We start from the raw sequence: 13,949 nt of genomic DNA, 5'->3' as shown, positions 1-13,949 counted from the left end.
AACGGCAGAGTTCCGCGACGGCCATTCCGGTCAGATCAGCATCTCGAGCCGGGCCTCGGGGAAGCGTTGCAGCACCGGCGGGATCCGGTCGGCGGGCAGCAGGCACAGCGCGGTCGAAAGCCCGTCGGCCAGCGCCGCGTCAGGGGCCGAGACCGAAACCGCCCGGTGCCGGACCGGCTGACCCTTCGGGCCCAGAATGTGGCCATGACGCCCGGCCAGTTGCGTCGCATCAGGGGCCGAGGTCGCCACCGCCCGGTCGCGCAGTTCGATGCGCCGGGTCACGCCCTCGGGGCCGGCCAAGCCGACGCGCCAGTCCGACCCGTCGACGCGGGTGCCGATGGCGGCGATCTCGCCCATGTCGACCAGCACATCGGTCAGCCCCTGCGCCCGCAGCAGCGCCGCGATGCGGTCGGTCACGGCGCCCTGAGCGATCCCGTTCAGCGTCAGCGCTGAACGGCCCGGATGAGGCAGGCGGATGGACTCGGCCGAGACCGAAACGCCCTGCCAGCCGACCAGCGCCCGGGCCTGCGCGACTCCGGCATCCGGCGCGCCGGTCGCCAGGGCCATCCACAGCGGTTGAACGGTCGGGTCGAACGCACCGCCGGTCGCGTCGTGCAGGGCGGCGCTTTGGGCCAGCACCTGCAGCAGTTCCGGGGCCGGGGCGGGCAGGGTGCCGTCCCGGTTCAGGCGGTTCAGCTGCGAATCCGGGCGGTACAGGCTGAAGATATTCTCCAGCCGGTCCAGTTCGGCTTCGAGCGCGGAGATGATCGGCGCGGCCTGCGCGTCGCTCAGCCCGACCAGCTGCAGGCTGGCAGGTGCCCCCAGCGCGGTGCCGCGCCAGCGGGCCACCGGTGCGGCGCGCGCCACGGTCGGCAAGGCGGCGAAGGCGGCCGAGATGGTCAGGAAACGGCGTCGGGACAGGCGGGTCATGCGGGTGTCTCCAGGGATTGGGTCAGATCGACGGGGCCAAGCGCCGCGTCGTCGGGAATTTCGGTCAGGGGCAGGGCGGTGCCGCCATAGGTTTCGATGAACCGCGCCGCGGCGTCCGGCGTGGCAAAGGGCACGATCTCGGGCGCGCCCATGCCGCCGGCCACGCCGGCGCCCACCACGAAGGTGGCCTGGTCGGCCTCGACCCAGTTCGATATGCCGGGCTCGTGCCAGCTGGGGGCCGCGCCCATGTCGCTGACATAGACCGCGGTGATCTCGGCATCCCGCTCGGGGCTTTTGAGATAGGCCACCATGTCGCGCACCTGCGCGAAGAACAGCGGCGCGGGATAGCCTTCCAGATGGATCTGCCCCTTGGGCCCGCCGTGTTCGGCCACGTTCATCTGGCAGAAATAGCTGAGCGCGGTTTCGGTCAGATCGACCGGATCCGGCGGGGCGGCGGCCTGTTCCTCCTTGCAGGCCGCCAGCGCGATCAAGGCAATCAGGGCAAGGCGTGTCATGGCTCGACCCTCCGGAACGCCAACCGGGCCAGGGCAAAGCCCAGAACCGGCCAGACCAGCAGCGAGGCGGGCGCCGCCCAGACGGGCAGGGCCTGCGCCGCGCCGGTCATGCCGGACGCCATGGCCACGCCCTCGGTCGCGGCGACGTTCCACAGACGGAAAGCGTCGGCCGGGTTGGCCACCATCACCCAGGGAAAGACGGATTGGGTGAAGACGCCGCCCTTGTCCATGACGACGGCTCCCAACAGCCCGAGATCATAGAGGACGACGAAGACCAGCCAGAGCCCGGCTGACAGACCTGCCGCCGCCGTTGCGCCCCTCGCCAGGGCGGACAGCAGGTATCCCAGCGCCAGAAACACGGCGCCCAGCAGGATCGAGGTGACGATCAGGCGGCCAAGCGCGAACAGGCTGTCCGCGCCTGCGCCGCCGAACCACGCGGCGACCGCCCCGGCGGTGCCGAAACCGACCGTCATGGCGAAGGCCAACGCCGCCAGATGGGCGGTGAATTTGCCCAGCAGAATTTCTCCGCGCCCTGCCGGATAGGACAGCAGCAGCGACAGGCTGCCCCGGTCCACATCGCCTGCGATTGCGTCAAAGGAAATCATCAGCGCCAAGAGCGGCGCCAGATATACCGACAGCGTGGTCATCGAGGCGACCGACACCGTAAGCATGTCGACCCCCAGCGTGCCGGTGGGCGCGCTGCCGGCAAAGGTCAGGGCCAGCGCGAACAGAACCATGATCAGCGTCGCCACCAGCAGCCAGCGGTTGCGGCGCAGGATCAGCATCTCGGTGCGGGTGATGGCAAGGAAACGGGTCATTGCAGCGCCTCCCGAGCATAGTGACGATAGAGGTCTTCCAGCTTGGGTGGGGTCATTTCCACGTCGGCCACGGCATCGCCCAGCCCGGCGATGCGGCGCAGCGCCTGCATCTTGTCGGCGGGCGAACACAGCAATTCGACCGAGGCGCCGTTGACCCGGTTGCCGCCCAGTTCGGCGGCCAGCGCATCGGCATCGGCGCGGGCGCGGACCCGCAGCCGGATCGGCAGCCCGGCCAGCGCCGACAGGTTGGCCAGCGTGTCATCGGCCACCATCCGGCCCTTGCGCATGATGGCGATGCGGTCGGTGCGGGCCTCGACCTCGGTCAGGGCATGGCTGGCGATCAGCACCGCGGTGCCCTGCGCGGCCAACTCGTCGATGATGGCGTACAGGTCCTGGCGCGAGATCGGGTCCAACCCCGAGGTGGGTTCGTCCAGCAGCGCCAGTTTCGGCTGGCCCAGCAGCACCTGCGCAAGGCCCAGCCGCTGCCGCATCCCCTTGGAATAGGCGCCGATCCGGCGGTCCATCGCGTCGCCCAGCCCGACACGGTCCAGCAGGGCGGGCACGTCGGCGTTTGTGCCTGACAGCTTGGCGAACAGGGCCAGCTGCTCGCGCCCGGTCAGGGCCGGGTGGAACGAGACCGCCTCGGGCAGATAGGCCGTATCGCGACGCGCCTGCGCGCTGCCGGGGGCGGCGGTGCCGATGCGGATCGTGCCGGCCTGGATGGGCGTCAGGCCCAGGATCGACTTGATCAGGGTGGATTTTCCGGCGCCGTTGTGGCCCAGCAGCGCCACGCGCTGTCCGGGCTCGAGCGTCAGGGAGATATCGCTCAGAACGCGGGTCTTGCCGCGATCCTTGCAGACCGTTTCGATGGTCAGGGCCTTATCCGTCATGAGGCACCTTTTTCATGGCTGGGGGTTGAGGGGCTTGCATCAAGGGGTGGCTGTCGATCACGCCGCCCGGCAGCAGCGCCGGGAAGGCCGATTGCGACCAGCGCACCAGCTGCACGGCGGGCGAGCCGAGCAGCAGCTTGGCTGCGGGTTGGGTCCACAGCACATGGTCCATGCTATCGTTGGGGCGATAGGGGGCGTCGGCGATGCCGTCGCCGTTCACGTCATAGGCGGCAAAATCGGACCAGTAGTTGCCGCGGCCGTCTTCCGACCACTCGACCCATTTGGTCGAGACGTATTTCACCTGTGTCCGGTTGCCGACAAAGGCGTTGCCGACGATCCGGTTGCGTTCGCTGCCGGCGGTGAAATGGATCCCGATGCCGCAACCCTCGAACCAGTTGTCGGTGAATTCGTTCTTGTTGGAATTGTACAGAAAGGTGCACTTTTCCTTGGCGCCTTTCACAACGTTGCCCGAGATCACGCTGTCATTGGCATAGTTCAGCATGACCCCATGTTCGCGGTCGCCGACCGAGACGTTGTTGATCACCTGCACGTTCGAGGTGAACATCACCGCATAGCCCAGATCGTTGCCGATCGAGACATTGTCGCTGACGATGGAATCGTCGGCATACATGTAGTGCACGGCAAAGCGCAGGTCGCGGAAAGTGTTGCCGGTGAAGGTGTTCTTCTTCGACGAGTTCACGAAGATTCCGTCGCGGCCAAAGCGGATGTCATTGCCTTCGACCACCGCGCCGGGCGCGTTCCAGACATAGACCCCGTTGCCGCGGTCGTTCATCCGGCGGTCCTGCCGGCCCTCGATCCGGTTGTGGCGCACGATGCTGTCATCGGCACCGTGGATGTCCACGCCGTACAGATTTCCCAGCAGCACGTTGTTTTCTACCACGGCGGCGCGGGCCGTCTTGGTCAGCTGGATGCCGCTGTCGATCTCACCATGGTCCGATCCCGACCCGATCACGGTCAGGCCGCGCAGGGTGACGCCGGGCCCGGTCACGGTGATGACGCTGCCGGTGCCCTGGCCGTCGATGGTGGCCTCGCCCTGCCCGTCGATGGTGACGGGCCGGTCCAGAACCAGGCGTTCGGCATAGACGCCGGGGCTCAGGCGGAGGGTGTCTCCATCCGCCGCCTGCGCCAGTGTCTCGGTGATGGCCCCCGCCCGGTTGGGCACGTCCCAGTCCGCCGCCCAAAGCGGCGAGCCGAGCAGAAGCGGGATGAGCAGGGGCCAGCGCATGGGTCAGGCTCCCTGCGGTTCGACCAGCATCCGGCCGCGCATTTCCATGTGCAGCGCGTGGCAGAACCACTGGCAGTAGAACCAGTGCACGCCCGGACGGTCGGCGGTGAAGGTGATCGAGGCGGTGGCCTGCGGCGCGACCTCGAAGGCGATACCGTAGTTGCCCAGGCAGAAGCCGTGGGTCACATCGTCCACGTCATCCAGGTTGGTGACGTAGATCGTGACCTCGTCGCCCTGTTTGACGGTAAACTTCTCGAGGCTGAAGGTCGGGGCCTGCGAGACCATGTAGACCCGCACCTTGTTGCCGTCGCGGATGGGCTCTTCGGCGCCTTCCTCCAGATCGACGCCATCGGCCTCGGCCTGTTTGCGCGCGTCTTCCCACATCGGGTCGTTGCGGTCCCAGACGTTGACCGGGTTCACGATGTCGCGCCGTACGATGATCGAGTCATGCGGCTCGGCGAAGGTCGGGCCGTCATGCACCACCTTCATCTCGTCGGTCGAGATGTCGATCACCTGCTCGTTCTCGGGCTTGAGCGGGCCGGTGTTCAGAAACCGGTCCTTCGAGAACTTGTTCATCGAGATCAGCCACTTGCCGTCGGCCTCTTTGGTCTCACCCATCGAGGTCGAGTTGTGGCCCGGCTGATAGTGCACGTCGACCTTCGAGATGATCGGGTCCACGTCTTCGCCGTTGTAGGCGCGGATGGCCTTGTCGATGTTCCATTTGACGATCTGGCTGTCCAGGAACAGCGTGGTGAAGGCGTTGCCCTGACCGTCATAGGCGGTGTGAAGCGGGCCAAGGCCCAGCTGCGGCTCGCCCACGATGCACGAGCGCGGATCGGCATCGCTTTCGAACAGCGCGTCCAGCTTGGTCACGTCCATGATCGACACGGTCGGCGACAGCTTGCCGTTGATGCAGACGTGCTTGCCGTCGGGCGCGGTGTTGATGCCGTGCGGCGAGTTCGGGATCGGGATGTAGCGGGTGTATTTCTTGTTCGACCCCTTGCGCCCGTCCAGAACCTTGACGCCCTTGATCTCCTGATAGTCGCCCGCGGCGATGCCGGCCTCGATTTCCTTGAGGTTGAAGACGACCACGTGGTCCATCTCGCTCTCGGTCATCTCGGCCAGGTTCATGCCCATTTCCGAGTTGTACGAGGTCGAGAAGGCGTATTTGCCCTGATAGTCGCAATCGGTGTTGTCGAGGTTGCCCGACACCATCACCTGCCAGGCGATCTCCATCGTGTCACCGTCGATGGCGGTGAAGATGTTGACGTATTGCGACGGATCGTCCAGCACGCTGCCGTCGTTGATCAGCGGGGTTTCGTCCTCGCCATTGGCAAAGACATAGCCGGTGCGCGGGAATTTCTGCGGGCGCAGACCGTGGATCGCCTTGGCGTTGGGGATCTCGATGATCTTGTCGCATTTCATCACGTCGCAGCGCACGCGGGCCACGCGGGTGTTGGCCTTGTCGTTCATGAACAGATAGCGGCCGTCATAGGTGCCGTCGGTGAACGACATGTGCGGGTGGTGCAGGTCGCCGTTGTCATAGGTTTTCATGCCGCGCTTGGCCAGGAATTCCTTGGTTTCCGGCAGCAGGCCCTCGGTCAGGACCTTCAGCGACTCGTTGGTCTGGCCCCAACCGGTGGCCGAGCAGCGGTTGAACACCGGCACCCGCATCAGCTCGCGCATGGACGGGAAGCCCATGATGCGCAGCTCGCCGGTCTGGCCCGAGGACCAGAAGCCGTAATATTCGTCCAGCTCGCCGGGGGCCAGTTCGACCTTGGCGGCGGCGCTGGCCTGCTTGGCGGTCATCAGCGTGCCGCCGACGCCCAGCCCGGTTCCGGCCAGCACGGCCCCGGTGGCCGAGGCCCCCAGCAACCCGCGGCGGGTGATGTTCAGTTTGGTGTCTTGATCCGACATGATCGTTCCTCCTTTCAGGAAACGGTTTGCGGTTTGGCGTTCGGATGGTTCGCCGGTGGTTGTCCGAGGGGGGTCTTGAGTTTGACCGACCCGGTCTTGGCCCGCCGTTTCAGCTGGCGGATGACGACGGGACATTTGCTCTCGGACTGGTAGAGCACCTGACAATGCAGGCAGGTGACGCACTCGTTCGGGTTGATCTCACCGGTGGGGTGGATGGCCTGAACGGGGCATTCGTTGGCGCAGGTCTGACAGGGGTTGCCGCAATCCTTGTAGCGGCGCAGCCAGTCGAACATGCGGATGCGGGCGGGGATCGCCAGCGCCGCACCCAGCGGGCACAGATAGCGGCAATAGAACCGTTCGATGAACAGGCCGATCACCAGCAGACCCACGGCAAAGACCACGAAAGGCCAGTCGCGCATGAATTTCAGGATGATCGCGGTCTTGAACGGCTCGACCTCGGCATATTTCTCGGCCAACGGGATCGAGATGAAGCTGAGTCCGAAAAGACCCAGAAAGATCATGTATTTCGCGGGCCACAGGCGTTCGTTCAGACCCCAGGGCAGCGTCCATTGCGGCACCTTCAGGGCGCGCGCGATCTTGTTGGTCAATTCCTGCAACGCGCCGAACGGGCACAGCCATCCGCAATAGGCCCCGCGACCCCAGAACAACAGTGCGGCGGCAACGGCGAACCATTGGATGAACACCAGCGGGTCCAGCAGGAACGCATCCCACGAGAATCCTGTGCGCAGGCTTCCCGCCAGTGCCATCAGGTTCACCACGCTCAACTGCGCGTTGGCGTACCAGCCGATGAAGAACAGGGTCATTGTCAGGTAGCCGATGCGGAACCAGTAGAAGACCCGCGCATTCATCGTCGCGTGGAACTGGAAGAAGAACGTCGCGGTCAGGACCAGCAGCATGACGCCAAGAATGGCGATTTCGACGGTGCGGTCCTTCCAGATGCGCTGCCACAGGGCAGCCTTGGCGGCGGCTTCGCCGGTCGCATCCTCGACAATCTTTGGGGCTGCAACCGGCAGCAGGTAACGGTCGGGCAGTTTGTAGCCCAGATCGAAGGTCAAAAAGGTTTTCTCGACGGCACCCACGGCACGCTGCACCAGCAGTTGCAGGCGGAACGGTTCGGTCGGGTCGAACTCGGCATCGGCGGGGATCTTGAAGATGTCCAGCTCGGTAAAGCTGGGCGCGTCCTCTGCGGCCACCGTGCCCAGGCGGCGATGCTGACGGTCGAAGAACCGCACCGAATTGTCGCCCTGGATCAGCTGGATCCGGTCGAAGATCCCGCCGCGCACATAGCCCGAGCCCTTGAAGCTGTACTTGCCACGGCCCAGCACCAGGATGGCGTGTTCGCCCTCGTTCAGCCAATTGACCAGGTTCCGGTACTCGGCCTCGCCCAGCAGCGACTTGCCGATCGAAGGCACCGAGACCAGCGCCACATGCATGTCGATGAAGGTGTCTTCGGGGTTGCCCTTCTCGGGGCGTTTGATCGCGCGCTGGTCGCCGGTGGCCTCGAAGGCTGCGTTGACCTGACCCACGTCCAGCGTCAGCCGCCGGATCGAGCCATTGCCCGAGAGCGTGGCCCAGTCATAGGTGTCGGTCTTGGCCATGTCGACTTCGCGCTTGGGTCCGTCGGCCTGCACCTCGGACAGCCCGCCCAGACCCATGGCGCGGGCCACCTTGATCCCGGCGCGCACGACGCTGTCGTCGATGACCATCACCGTCACCGTCGCGCCCGAGATGATGTCCAGATCATGCCCCTCGCCGCCGGTCTCGACCTCGCGCTTGAGGTCCAGCCCGGCATAACCTTCGGTCAGCTCGACCATGCGCGAATTGGGAATGCCGATCAGAACGATGGGTTCGGAATGTTTGACCAGCTTGACGCCGGTCAACACCGCATCACCGTCGATGGCGGCGACGACGTGAATGGGCTTGCCGGAATAGCCGGTCGTGCCGACGAAATCGGATGTGAGAAAAGCCCAGGCGATGGTTTCGCCGCCTTTCAGCACAGGGGCCACCGGCACATCATCACGCACCGGACCGATGGCATCGGCACCGGGCGCCAATTCGGCGGGATCGATCTCGGGCAGGAAACTGGCCAGGCTGTCGGCCCGCGCGCCAAGCGCCAGCAGGCAGGACAGGACAAGGGCCACAAGGAAATGGGCTGCGCGGGTCACGACCACGGCGCACCTCCTTCAATTCGGGTTGACGCCATGGACGCGCGCGGCGCGCGTTCGGTTCTGATTTCGGGCGCGGCCGGGGGGCCGCGGGTTTCGGGCCACAGCCGTCGGGATTCGCACGGTTCGATCAGATCGGAGAATTTACACCGTGAGATCTGCACGAACCGGGGCTGCTGCAGCTGCGGCAGGTCCGGGACCGGCGCCGCCGCCGCAATCGCGCACAGGGCGCAATCGGCACATTTCGGGCAGGGCGCGGTCGGGTCGCCGGTGTCTTGTTCCAGGTCCACCTGAACCCAGACCGCTCCTGCCTCCGAGCAGATCTCCATCCAGGTGCCCTGGCCGGGACTCGCCAGCGCTGGCCCAAGCACCTGCAACATCAAAAGAAAGATGCCCGCCAGCCCGGCCGCCACGCGAGTCGCGCGGACCGGGAGGCTGTGGTTTTGGCGGGCGGCGGGCATGGAGACTCCGACTCGAATTTGATGTTGCCCGAGTCGTAAGGGATCGCAAATGCCGGCTACTTGACTTCGGTTAGGCGGCGCGAAATTCCGGCCTTGCTCATGCGTCGGCCTCGTCCATCAGCCGCCGCACCCAGCGCCCCGCCAGCCAGCTGGCCGGAACCCCAAGAGGCACACACCAGATCAGCGCGGCCACCGGTGTTACGGATTCAAACCCCAGCGCATGGGCGATCAACCCGGCCAGAAACAGGTTGATGGCGACGGTCAGCGCCGTCGCCGGATACAAAAGAACGGCCAGTTTCCAGACCGGCCAGCGCCCGTCAGTGGCTGGTGCCTTCCGAGAAGGTGATCTTGTTCCAGACATTGTATTTTCCCGAAGGTTTGCGCATCGGCAGGCGTTTGATTTCCTCGAGCGTCTGCGCGTCATACACGATCACCGCGCCGTCATCCTCCCAGATCGAGACCAGCGCATGGGCGCCGTCGCGGGTGAATTCCACATGCGCCACGGTCTTGCCCGGCGCGGGCCGCAGGGTTTTGACGATCTCGAGGCTCTGCTTGTCGATCACATGCATTGCATCCTTGTTGGGGCCGAAGAACACGTCGGCCCAGACATAGGGCGAGTTCTCGTGGCTGCGCATGAAGAACCCGGGCCCTTCGGTCTCGATCCGCTTGATCGTTTCCCAGCTGCCCATGTCGATGACCGAGATGGTGCCTTCGGTCAGGTGCGGCGTGGCCATCACCGTGGTGCCACCCCGCTGCCAGGTGATGCCCGAGCCCAGATGCGGCATGCCGGGCAGGTCCAGATCCGCCACTTTCTGCCCGATCACAAGGTCGATCACCTGACCGCCCTTGCCATCGCGCGACGCGCCCATGACGTATTCATAGCTCTGGTCGAAAAAGAAATCGTCCAGATAGTCGGGCGTGGTGATCTTGCGCACGGGGAAGGGGTCGGGGTTCTTGAACTGCCCCTCGATCCGGAAATCATGGCCCAGCCCGAATTGCGGCGGGTTGTCGCCATAGAACACTTCCCAGATCTCGGGCACGTCCTTAAGCGCCAGCACGAAGCTTTCGCGCGGCGGGGCCTGGTACACGGCCGAGACCCGGCTGGGCTTGCCCTGTTTGCCCTTGACCTCGACCACCTTGGCCACCGACAGATCCTCGGTCGACAGCAGGGTCAGGCTGTTGGGCAGATAGTTCGCCACGGCCAGCCACTTGCCGTCGCCCGACATGGCGATGTTGCGGCTGTTCAGGCCGGCGCGGATGCGGCCCACCTGTTTCAGCGCCCAAATATCGTATTTCTGCACCCAGCCATCGCGCGACATGATGAACACATAGCGCCCATCGAGGCTGAACTTGGGGCCGCCATGCACGGCAAAGGGGGTCTCGAACCGGTCCAGAACCTCGAACGTGTCGCCGTCCAGAACGCTGACATGGTGATCGCCGGTTTCCACCACCAGCGTGATGTTCATCGGGTCGCTGTCCCAAACCGGCGCATCGACCGGTGCGTAATCGGCATCCAGCGTGCGGCTGGCCATGATCTGTTCGGCGTCCCATTCGGGGTCGATCTCCAGCGGAGATTTCAGCCAGCCCGCCAGTTCCTCGATCTGCAGCGTGTCCAGCTCGTGTGCGAAGGCGGGCATCTGGGTGGCCGGGCGCCCCTCGGCGATGACGGCGGCCACGCGCGGGCCGCGCATGCGTTTGAGCGTTTCGGGGATCAGCGCCGGGCCGACGCCGCCCAGCCGGGTCTCGCCATGGCAGCTGGCGCAATGCTCGGCGTAGTCTGATTGAGCATCCGCCCAGGCCGTTCCAGCCAGCAACACCGAGCACAAAGTACCGAATTTGAGTGCCTTAAAAGAACTGATGCGCCGGATCATGGCTTTTCCCCCGGAAAGGCGTGACCTGCAGGCGCTCGCCCGCACCGTCCACGCCGATTTCGTCATTGGTCAGGTAGCAGGCCGGGTCTTCGGCCCACGGGTCGCCGGTCAGTTGCAGGGCCCGGATTCGGGTATTTCCGCTGCAGACATCCTGCAACCGGCAAGCGCCACAGCGTCCCTTCAACGGGCGCGGCCGCGTGCGCAGCAGGGCCAGCATCGGGTCATCTCCGGTCCACAACTCGGAAAACGGAGTGAGTTTGACGTTGCCCACCGTGTAGTCCGACCAGTAGGTATCGGGATGGACGCGACCCAGATTGTCGATATTGGCCACGCCCAGCCCGCTGGAATTGCCGCCCCAATGGGCCAGGTGTTCGCGCACATGCGCGACGGCGTCGGCGTCGAACCGGGCGGCGGCCCAGTTCAGAAAATACCCGGCATCGGCGTCGTTGTTGCCGGTCACGATGTCCAGCGGGCGCCCGCCCGAGGCGGCCTCCCATGCGCGGTCCAGCAACAGGTCGAGCCCCTGCCGGGTGCGCTGATGTTCCGCGTCCTCGCCCCGGTTCTTGTCGCCGCGCCCGGCATAGACCAGATGCGAGAGATAGAACTTGTCCACCCCCTCGTCGTCGCACAGTTTCAGCAGGTCGGGCAGGTGGTGCCGGGTGCCTTCGGTCAGGCAGAACCGCAGGCCCACCTTGATGCCGCGCTTCTTGCATTCGCGCACGCCGCGCAGGGCGTCATCAAAGGCGCCCTCGACGCCGCGGAACCAGTCATTCGTGGCCCCGATCCCGTCGAGCGAGATGCCGACATAGTTGAAGCCCACGTCGGCGATCCTGTCGGCGGTTTCGTCGTGGATCCGCGTGCCGTTGGTTGACAGCGCCAGCATCGGCACCAGCTGGCGCGCCCGTCGGGCGATGTCGAAGAAATCGAACCGGTCCAATGGCTCCCCGCCCGAGAGGATCAGGGCCGGGACGCGAAACTGGCCCAGATCCTCAAGGGTGGTCATGGCTTGCTCGTGGCTGAGCTCGCCCGGGAAGGCCACATCTGCGGACACGGTGTAGCAATGGCGGCATTTCAGGTTGCAGCGCCGGGTCAGGTTCCAGATCACCACCGGCTTCACCGGTCCGGGGCGGCGTTTGCGCACCGGAGTCGGGTTGACCAGCTGCTGCATGTATTCGGTCAGGCGGAACATCGGTCTCAGCCTTTCGCTTTCAGGCGCAGCCCGGTTTTCTTCAGGATGCGCGTTGAATAGAGGATGTCGCTGCCCCGGCAGGCCGATCCAAGGATTGCGGCGATCTGGCCGCGTTTCCGTTCGACCTCATCGGGCGAGTTGCCATGGACCATGGCGAACAGGTTGTAAGGCCAGTCAGGCAGGGCGCGGGGCCTTTCATAACAATGGGTGACGAAGGGCAATGCGCCAATATGGGCGCCGAGTTCGCCGATCAGGTCGTCCTGCACATCCCACACCGTCATGCCGTTCGATGTCATGCCCAGCCTGTAGTGGTTGGGGGCTGCGGCGATCCGCCGGATCACCCCGCGCGTCTTCAGCGCGGCCAGCCGGTCCAGCAGGACGGCTTCCTCGATCCCCAGATCGTCGGCGACCTGCGCATAGGGCGCGGGCACCAGGGGCAGCCCGCCCTGCAGCGCCTCGATGATCCGTCTGTCGGTTGCGTCGATCATGCTGCCACCCGGAAGCCGATGAAAAATTCCTGCAATTTCGGGAACCGGTGAACCGTGAGTCCCGTCTCGCGTTCGATCGCGTCGGCCGTTGCGGTGATCGCCTCGGGCGTTTCGGTCGCCAGAACGAACCACATGTTCAGCCGGTGCGTGCGTTCATAATTATGCGCCACCTCAGGGTGCGCATTGACTTTGGTCAGGACGGTTTCAAACTCGGCCTCGGGCACCGCCATGGCGCACAGGCAGAAATCCCCGCCCATGGCGGCGGCGTCGAAGAACGGGCCGAACCGGGTGATGACCCGGTCGGCCTTCATCCGCGCCAGCCGGTCCAGCAGGTCGTGCTCGGTGATCCCCAGTTCGGCCGCCACGTCGGCATAGGGGCGGGGGGTCAGCGGCAGGTCCTCCTGCAGGCGGTTCAGCAGGCGGCGGTCGGTGTCGTCCAGCGGGGTCATGCGGCGGCCTCTTTCGGTTTGATCAATGCGCCGGTCTGTTTGAAGCAGCGGGTCGAGAACAGAACCTTGTGCGCGGCGCCCTCCAGTTCGGGCAGGGCGGCGGCGCCGGCCAGGATACCCCGCGCCTCGGAGCGCGACCGGGCGTGGATCATGGAATAGAGCCGGTAGGGCCACACGCCCTCGACCGGCTGGCGTTCATAGCACAGGGTCACGCCGGGATGCGCGGCCAGAGCGGGGCCCGCGTGGTCGATCCGCTCGGCGGGCAGGTCCCACACGACCATGGCGTTGGCCGACCACCCCAGCGCCCGATGCCGCACGATGACCCCCAGGCGCGAGATGACGCCGGCCTTGTGCAACACCCGGATGCGATCCATCACGTCCTCAGGAGTGCGGTTCAGGGATTGGGCCAGCGCCGCGTAGGGGTCGGCCATTAGCGGCAGCCCCGCGCTGAGCGCCTGCAGGATGTCGCGGTCGCCTTGCCGCAGAACGCTCCGGTCGACCGTACGCGGCCGTGGCACGCGGCGCGAACAATCGGACATGCGAAAACCCAGATCGACGTTGAACGGGCGGACCAGCCGCAGATCCAGCACGCGCAGCCCGGTGCGGTCACTGATCCGGGCCAGGGTGGCGTCCACATGCGCCCGGTCGGGGCCGGTGGCAACGAACCACAGGTTCCAGTCATCCTCGCGCTGGTAATTGTGGTTCACGCCCGGTTCGGCATCGATCAGGGCGGCGATCTGTTCCACCTTTTCCTCGGGCGCGGCGACGGCGGCCAGCGTGCTGGCCGAGGCCACGCCGGGCGCGACCGTCGCGCCGACGCGGGTGATACGCCCGGCGGCGCGCATGCGGTCCAGGCGGTCGATCACCTCGGCCTCATCCAGCCCCAGCGCCGCGGCCAGCACCTGGAACGGCCGGTCGGCAACGGGAAAATCGCGCTGCCAGTCATCCAGCAACCTGCGGTCGATCGGGTCGGTGATATGGCACATCGC

The 13,949-nt window shown here is 65.8% G+C and carries 14 protein-coding genes; all 14 read right to left on the bottom strand.

The genetic code is table 11. The annotated features are described in order from the left end of the window. Positions 1-30: 30 nt before the first annotated feature. On the bottom strand, positions 31-930 hold the full coding sequence (locus tag F3H26_RS07095) for an FAD:protein FMN transferase (protein ID WP_149775356.1): 900 nt from the start codon (positions 928-930) through the stop codon (positions 31-33). Further along, entirely contained in the window at positions 927-1,445 is a 519-nt protein-coding gene (locus tag F3H26_RS07090) for a nitrous oxide reductase accessory protein NosL (protein WP_149775355.1), read from the bottom strand. The genes F3H26_RS07095 and F3H26_RS07090 overlap by 4 nt, the downstream gene beginning before the upstream one ends. After that, positions 1,442-2,263: an ABC transporter permease gene (locus tag F3H26_RS07085; protein ID WP_149775354.1), complete on the bottom strand. Its 822-nt coding sequence runs from the start codon at positions 2,261-2,263 to the stop codon at positions 1,442-1,444. The genes F3H26_RS07090 and F3H26_RS07085 overlap by 4 nt, the downstream gene beginning before the upstream one ends. Continuing rightward, positions 2,260-3,153, bottom strand: coding sequence for an ABC transporter ATP-binding protein (locus F3H26_RS07080; protein WP_149775353.1), 894 nt, complete (start codon positions 3,151-3,153; stop codon positions 2,260-2,262). Before F3H26_RS07080 ends, F3H26_RS07085 begins: the two co-directional genes overlap by 4 nt. Continuing rightward, complete coding sequence (locus F3H26_RS07075) at positions 3,143-4,399, bottom strand: nitrous oxide reductase family maturation protein NosD (RefSeq protein WP_149775352.1); 1,257 nt, start codon at positions 4,397-4,399, stop codon at positions 3,143-3,145. Before F3H26_RS07075 ends, F3H26_RS07080 begins: the two co-directional genes overlap by 11 nt. Positions 4,400-4,402: 3 nt before the next feature. Then, positions 4,403-6,316: a TAT-dependent nitrous-oxide reductase gene (gene nosZ, locus F3H26_RS07070; protein ID WP_149775351.1), complete on the bottom strand. Its 1,914-nt coding sequence runs from the start codon at positions 6,314-6,316 to the stop codon at positions 4,403-4,405. Between the two features lie 14 nt (positions 6,317-6,330). Further along, positions 6,331-8,508 (bottom strand): NosR/NirI family protein, encoded by a 2,178-nt coding sequence (locus F3H26_RS07065; RefSeq protein WP_149775350.1) that lies wholly within the window; start codon positions 8,506-8,508, stop codon positions 6,331-6,333. After that, positions 8,499-8,963: a DUF2946 family protein gene (locus tag F3H26_RS07060; RefSeq protein WP_223162455.1), complete on the bottom strand. Its 465-nt coding sequence runs from the start codon at positions 8,961-8,963 to the stop codon at positions 8,499-8,501. Before F3H26_RS07060 ends, F3H26_RS07065 begins: the two co-directional genes overlap by 10 nt. A 97-nt stretch (positions 8,964-9,060) precedes the next feature. Further along, positions 9,061-9,246, bottom strand: coding sequence for a hypothetical protein (locus tag F3H26_RS07055; protein ID WP_316635085.1), 186 nt, complete (start codon positions 9,244-9,246; stop codon positions 9,061-9,063). A 34-nt stretch (positions 9,247-9,280) separates the two neighbouring features. Continuing rightward, the gene (locus tag F3H26_RS07050) at positions 9,281-10,834 is read right to left on the bottom strand and encodes a nitrite reductase (RefSeq protein ID WP_149775348.1); all 1,554 of its coding nucleotides are present in this window, start codon (positions 10,832-10,834) and stop codon (positions 9,281-9,283) included. Next, positions 10,809-12,023 (bottom strand): heme d1 biosynthesis radical SAM protein NirJ, encoded by a 1,215-nt coding sequence (gene nirJ / locus F3H26_RS07045; RefSeq protein ID WP_149775347.1) that lies wholly within the window; start codon positions 12,021-12,023, stop codon positions 10,809-10,811. Before nirJ ends, F3H26_RS07050 begins: the two co-directional genes overlap by 26 nt. Positions 12,024-12,028: 5 nt before the next feature. Further along, positions 12,029-12,511, bottom strand: coding sequence for a siroheme decarboxylase subunit beta (ahbB, locus tag F3H26_RS07040; RefSeq protein WP_149775346.1), 483 nt, complete (start codon positions 12,509-12,511; stop codon positions 12,029-12,031). After that, positions 12,508-12,960 carry an Lrp/AsnC family transcriptional regulator gene (locus F3H26_RS07035; RefSeq protein WP_149775345.1) on the bottom strand — a complete coding sequence of 151 codons (453 nt, stop codon included), beginning with the start codon at positions 12,958-12,960 and terminating at the stop codon, positions 12,508-12,510. The genes ahbB (F3H26_RS07040) and F3H26_RS07035 overlap by 4 nt, the downstream gene beginning before the upstream one ends. Further along, the gene (ahbB, locus tag F3H26_RS07030) at positions 12,957-13,946 is read right to left on the bottom strand and encodes a siroheme decarboxylase subunit beta (RefSeq protein ID WP_149775344.1); all 990 of its coding nucleotides are present in this window, start codon (positions 13,944-13,946) and stop codon (positions 12,957-12,959) included. Before ahbB (F3H26_RS07030) ends, F3H26_RS07035 begins: the two co-directional genes overlap by 4 nt. Positions 13,947-13,949: the final 3 nt, after the last annotated feature.

The organism is Ruegeria intermedia (assembly GCF_900129345.1).
Taxonomy (GTDB): Bacteria; Pseudomonadota; Alphaproteobacteria; order Rhodobacterales; family Rhodobacteraceae; genus Ruegeria; species Ruegeria intermedia.
The sequence above is the reverse complement of the archived record's forward strand: the minus strand, read 5'-3'. Positions and strand labels throughout refer to the sequence as shown.

What these genes read in the sequence shown, in the direction of transcription:
- F3H26_RS07095 (WP_149775356.1), bottom strand. Translation starts at nt 930, where the DNA reads ATGACCCGCCTGTCCCGACGCCGTTTCCTGACCATCTCGGCCGCCTTC.
- F3H26_RS07090 (WP_149775355.1), bottom strand. Translation starts at nt 1,445, where the DNA reads ATGACACGCCTTGCCCTGATTGCCTTGATCGCGCTGGCGGCCTGCAAG.
- F3H26_RS07085 (WP_149775354.1), bottom strand. Translation starts at nt 2,263, where the DNA reads ATGACCCGTTTCCTTGCCATCACCCGCACCGAGATGCTGATCCTGCGC.
- F3H26_RS07080 (WP_149775353.1), bottom strand. Translation starts at nt 3,153, where the DNA reads ATGACGGATAAGGCCCTGACCATCGAAACGGTCTGCAAGGATCGCGGC.
- F3H26_RS07075 (WP_149775352.1), bottom strand. Translation starts at nt 4,399, where the DNA reads ATGCGCTGGCCCCTGCTCATCCCGCTTCTGCTCGGCTCGCCGCTTTGG.
- nosZ (WP_149775351.1), bottom strand. Translation starts at nt 6,316, where the DNA reads ATGTCGGATCAAGACACCAAACTGAACATCACCCGCCGCGGGTTGCTG.
- F3H26_RS07060 (WP_223162455.1), bottom strand. Translation starts at nt 8,963, where the DNA reads ATGCCCGCCGCCCGCCAAAACCACAGCCTCCCGGTCCGCGCGACTCGC.
- F3H26_RS07050 (WP_149775348.1), bottom strand. Translation starts at nt 10,834, where the DNA reads ATGATCCGGCGCATCAGTTCTTTTAAGGCACTCAAATTCGGTACTTTG.
- nirJ (WP_149775347.1), bottom strand. Translation starts at nt 12,023, where the DNA reads ATGTTCCGCCTGACCGAATACATGCAGCAGCTGGTCAACCCGACTCCG.
- ahbB (WP_149775346.1), bottom strand. Translation starts at nt 12,511, where the DNA reads ATGATCGACGCAACCGACAGACGGATCATCGAGGCGCTGCAGGGCGGG.
- F3H26_RS07035 (WP_149775345.1), bottom strand. Translation starts at nt 12,960, where the DNA reads ATGACCCCGCTGGACGACACCGACCGCCGCCTGCTGAACCGCCTGCAG.
- ahbB (WP_149775344.1), bottom strand. Translation starts at nt 13,946, where the DNA reads ATGTGCCATATCACCGACCCGATCGACCGCAGGTTGCTGGATGACTGG.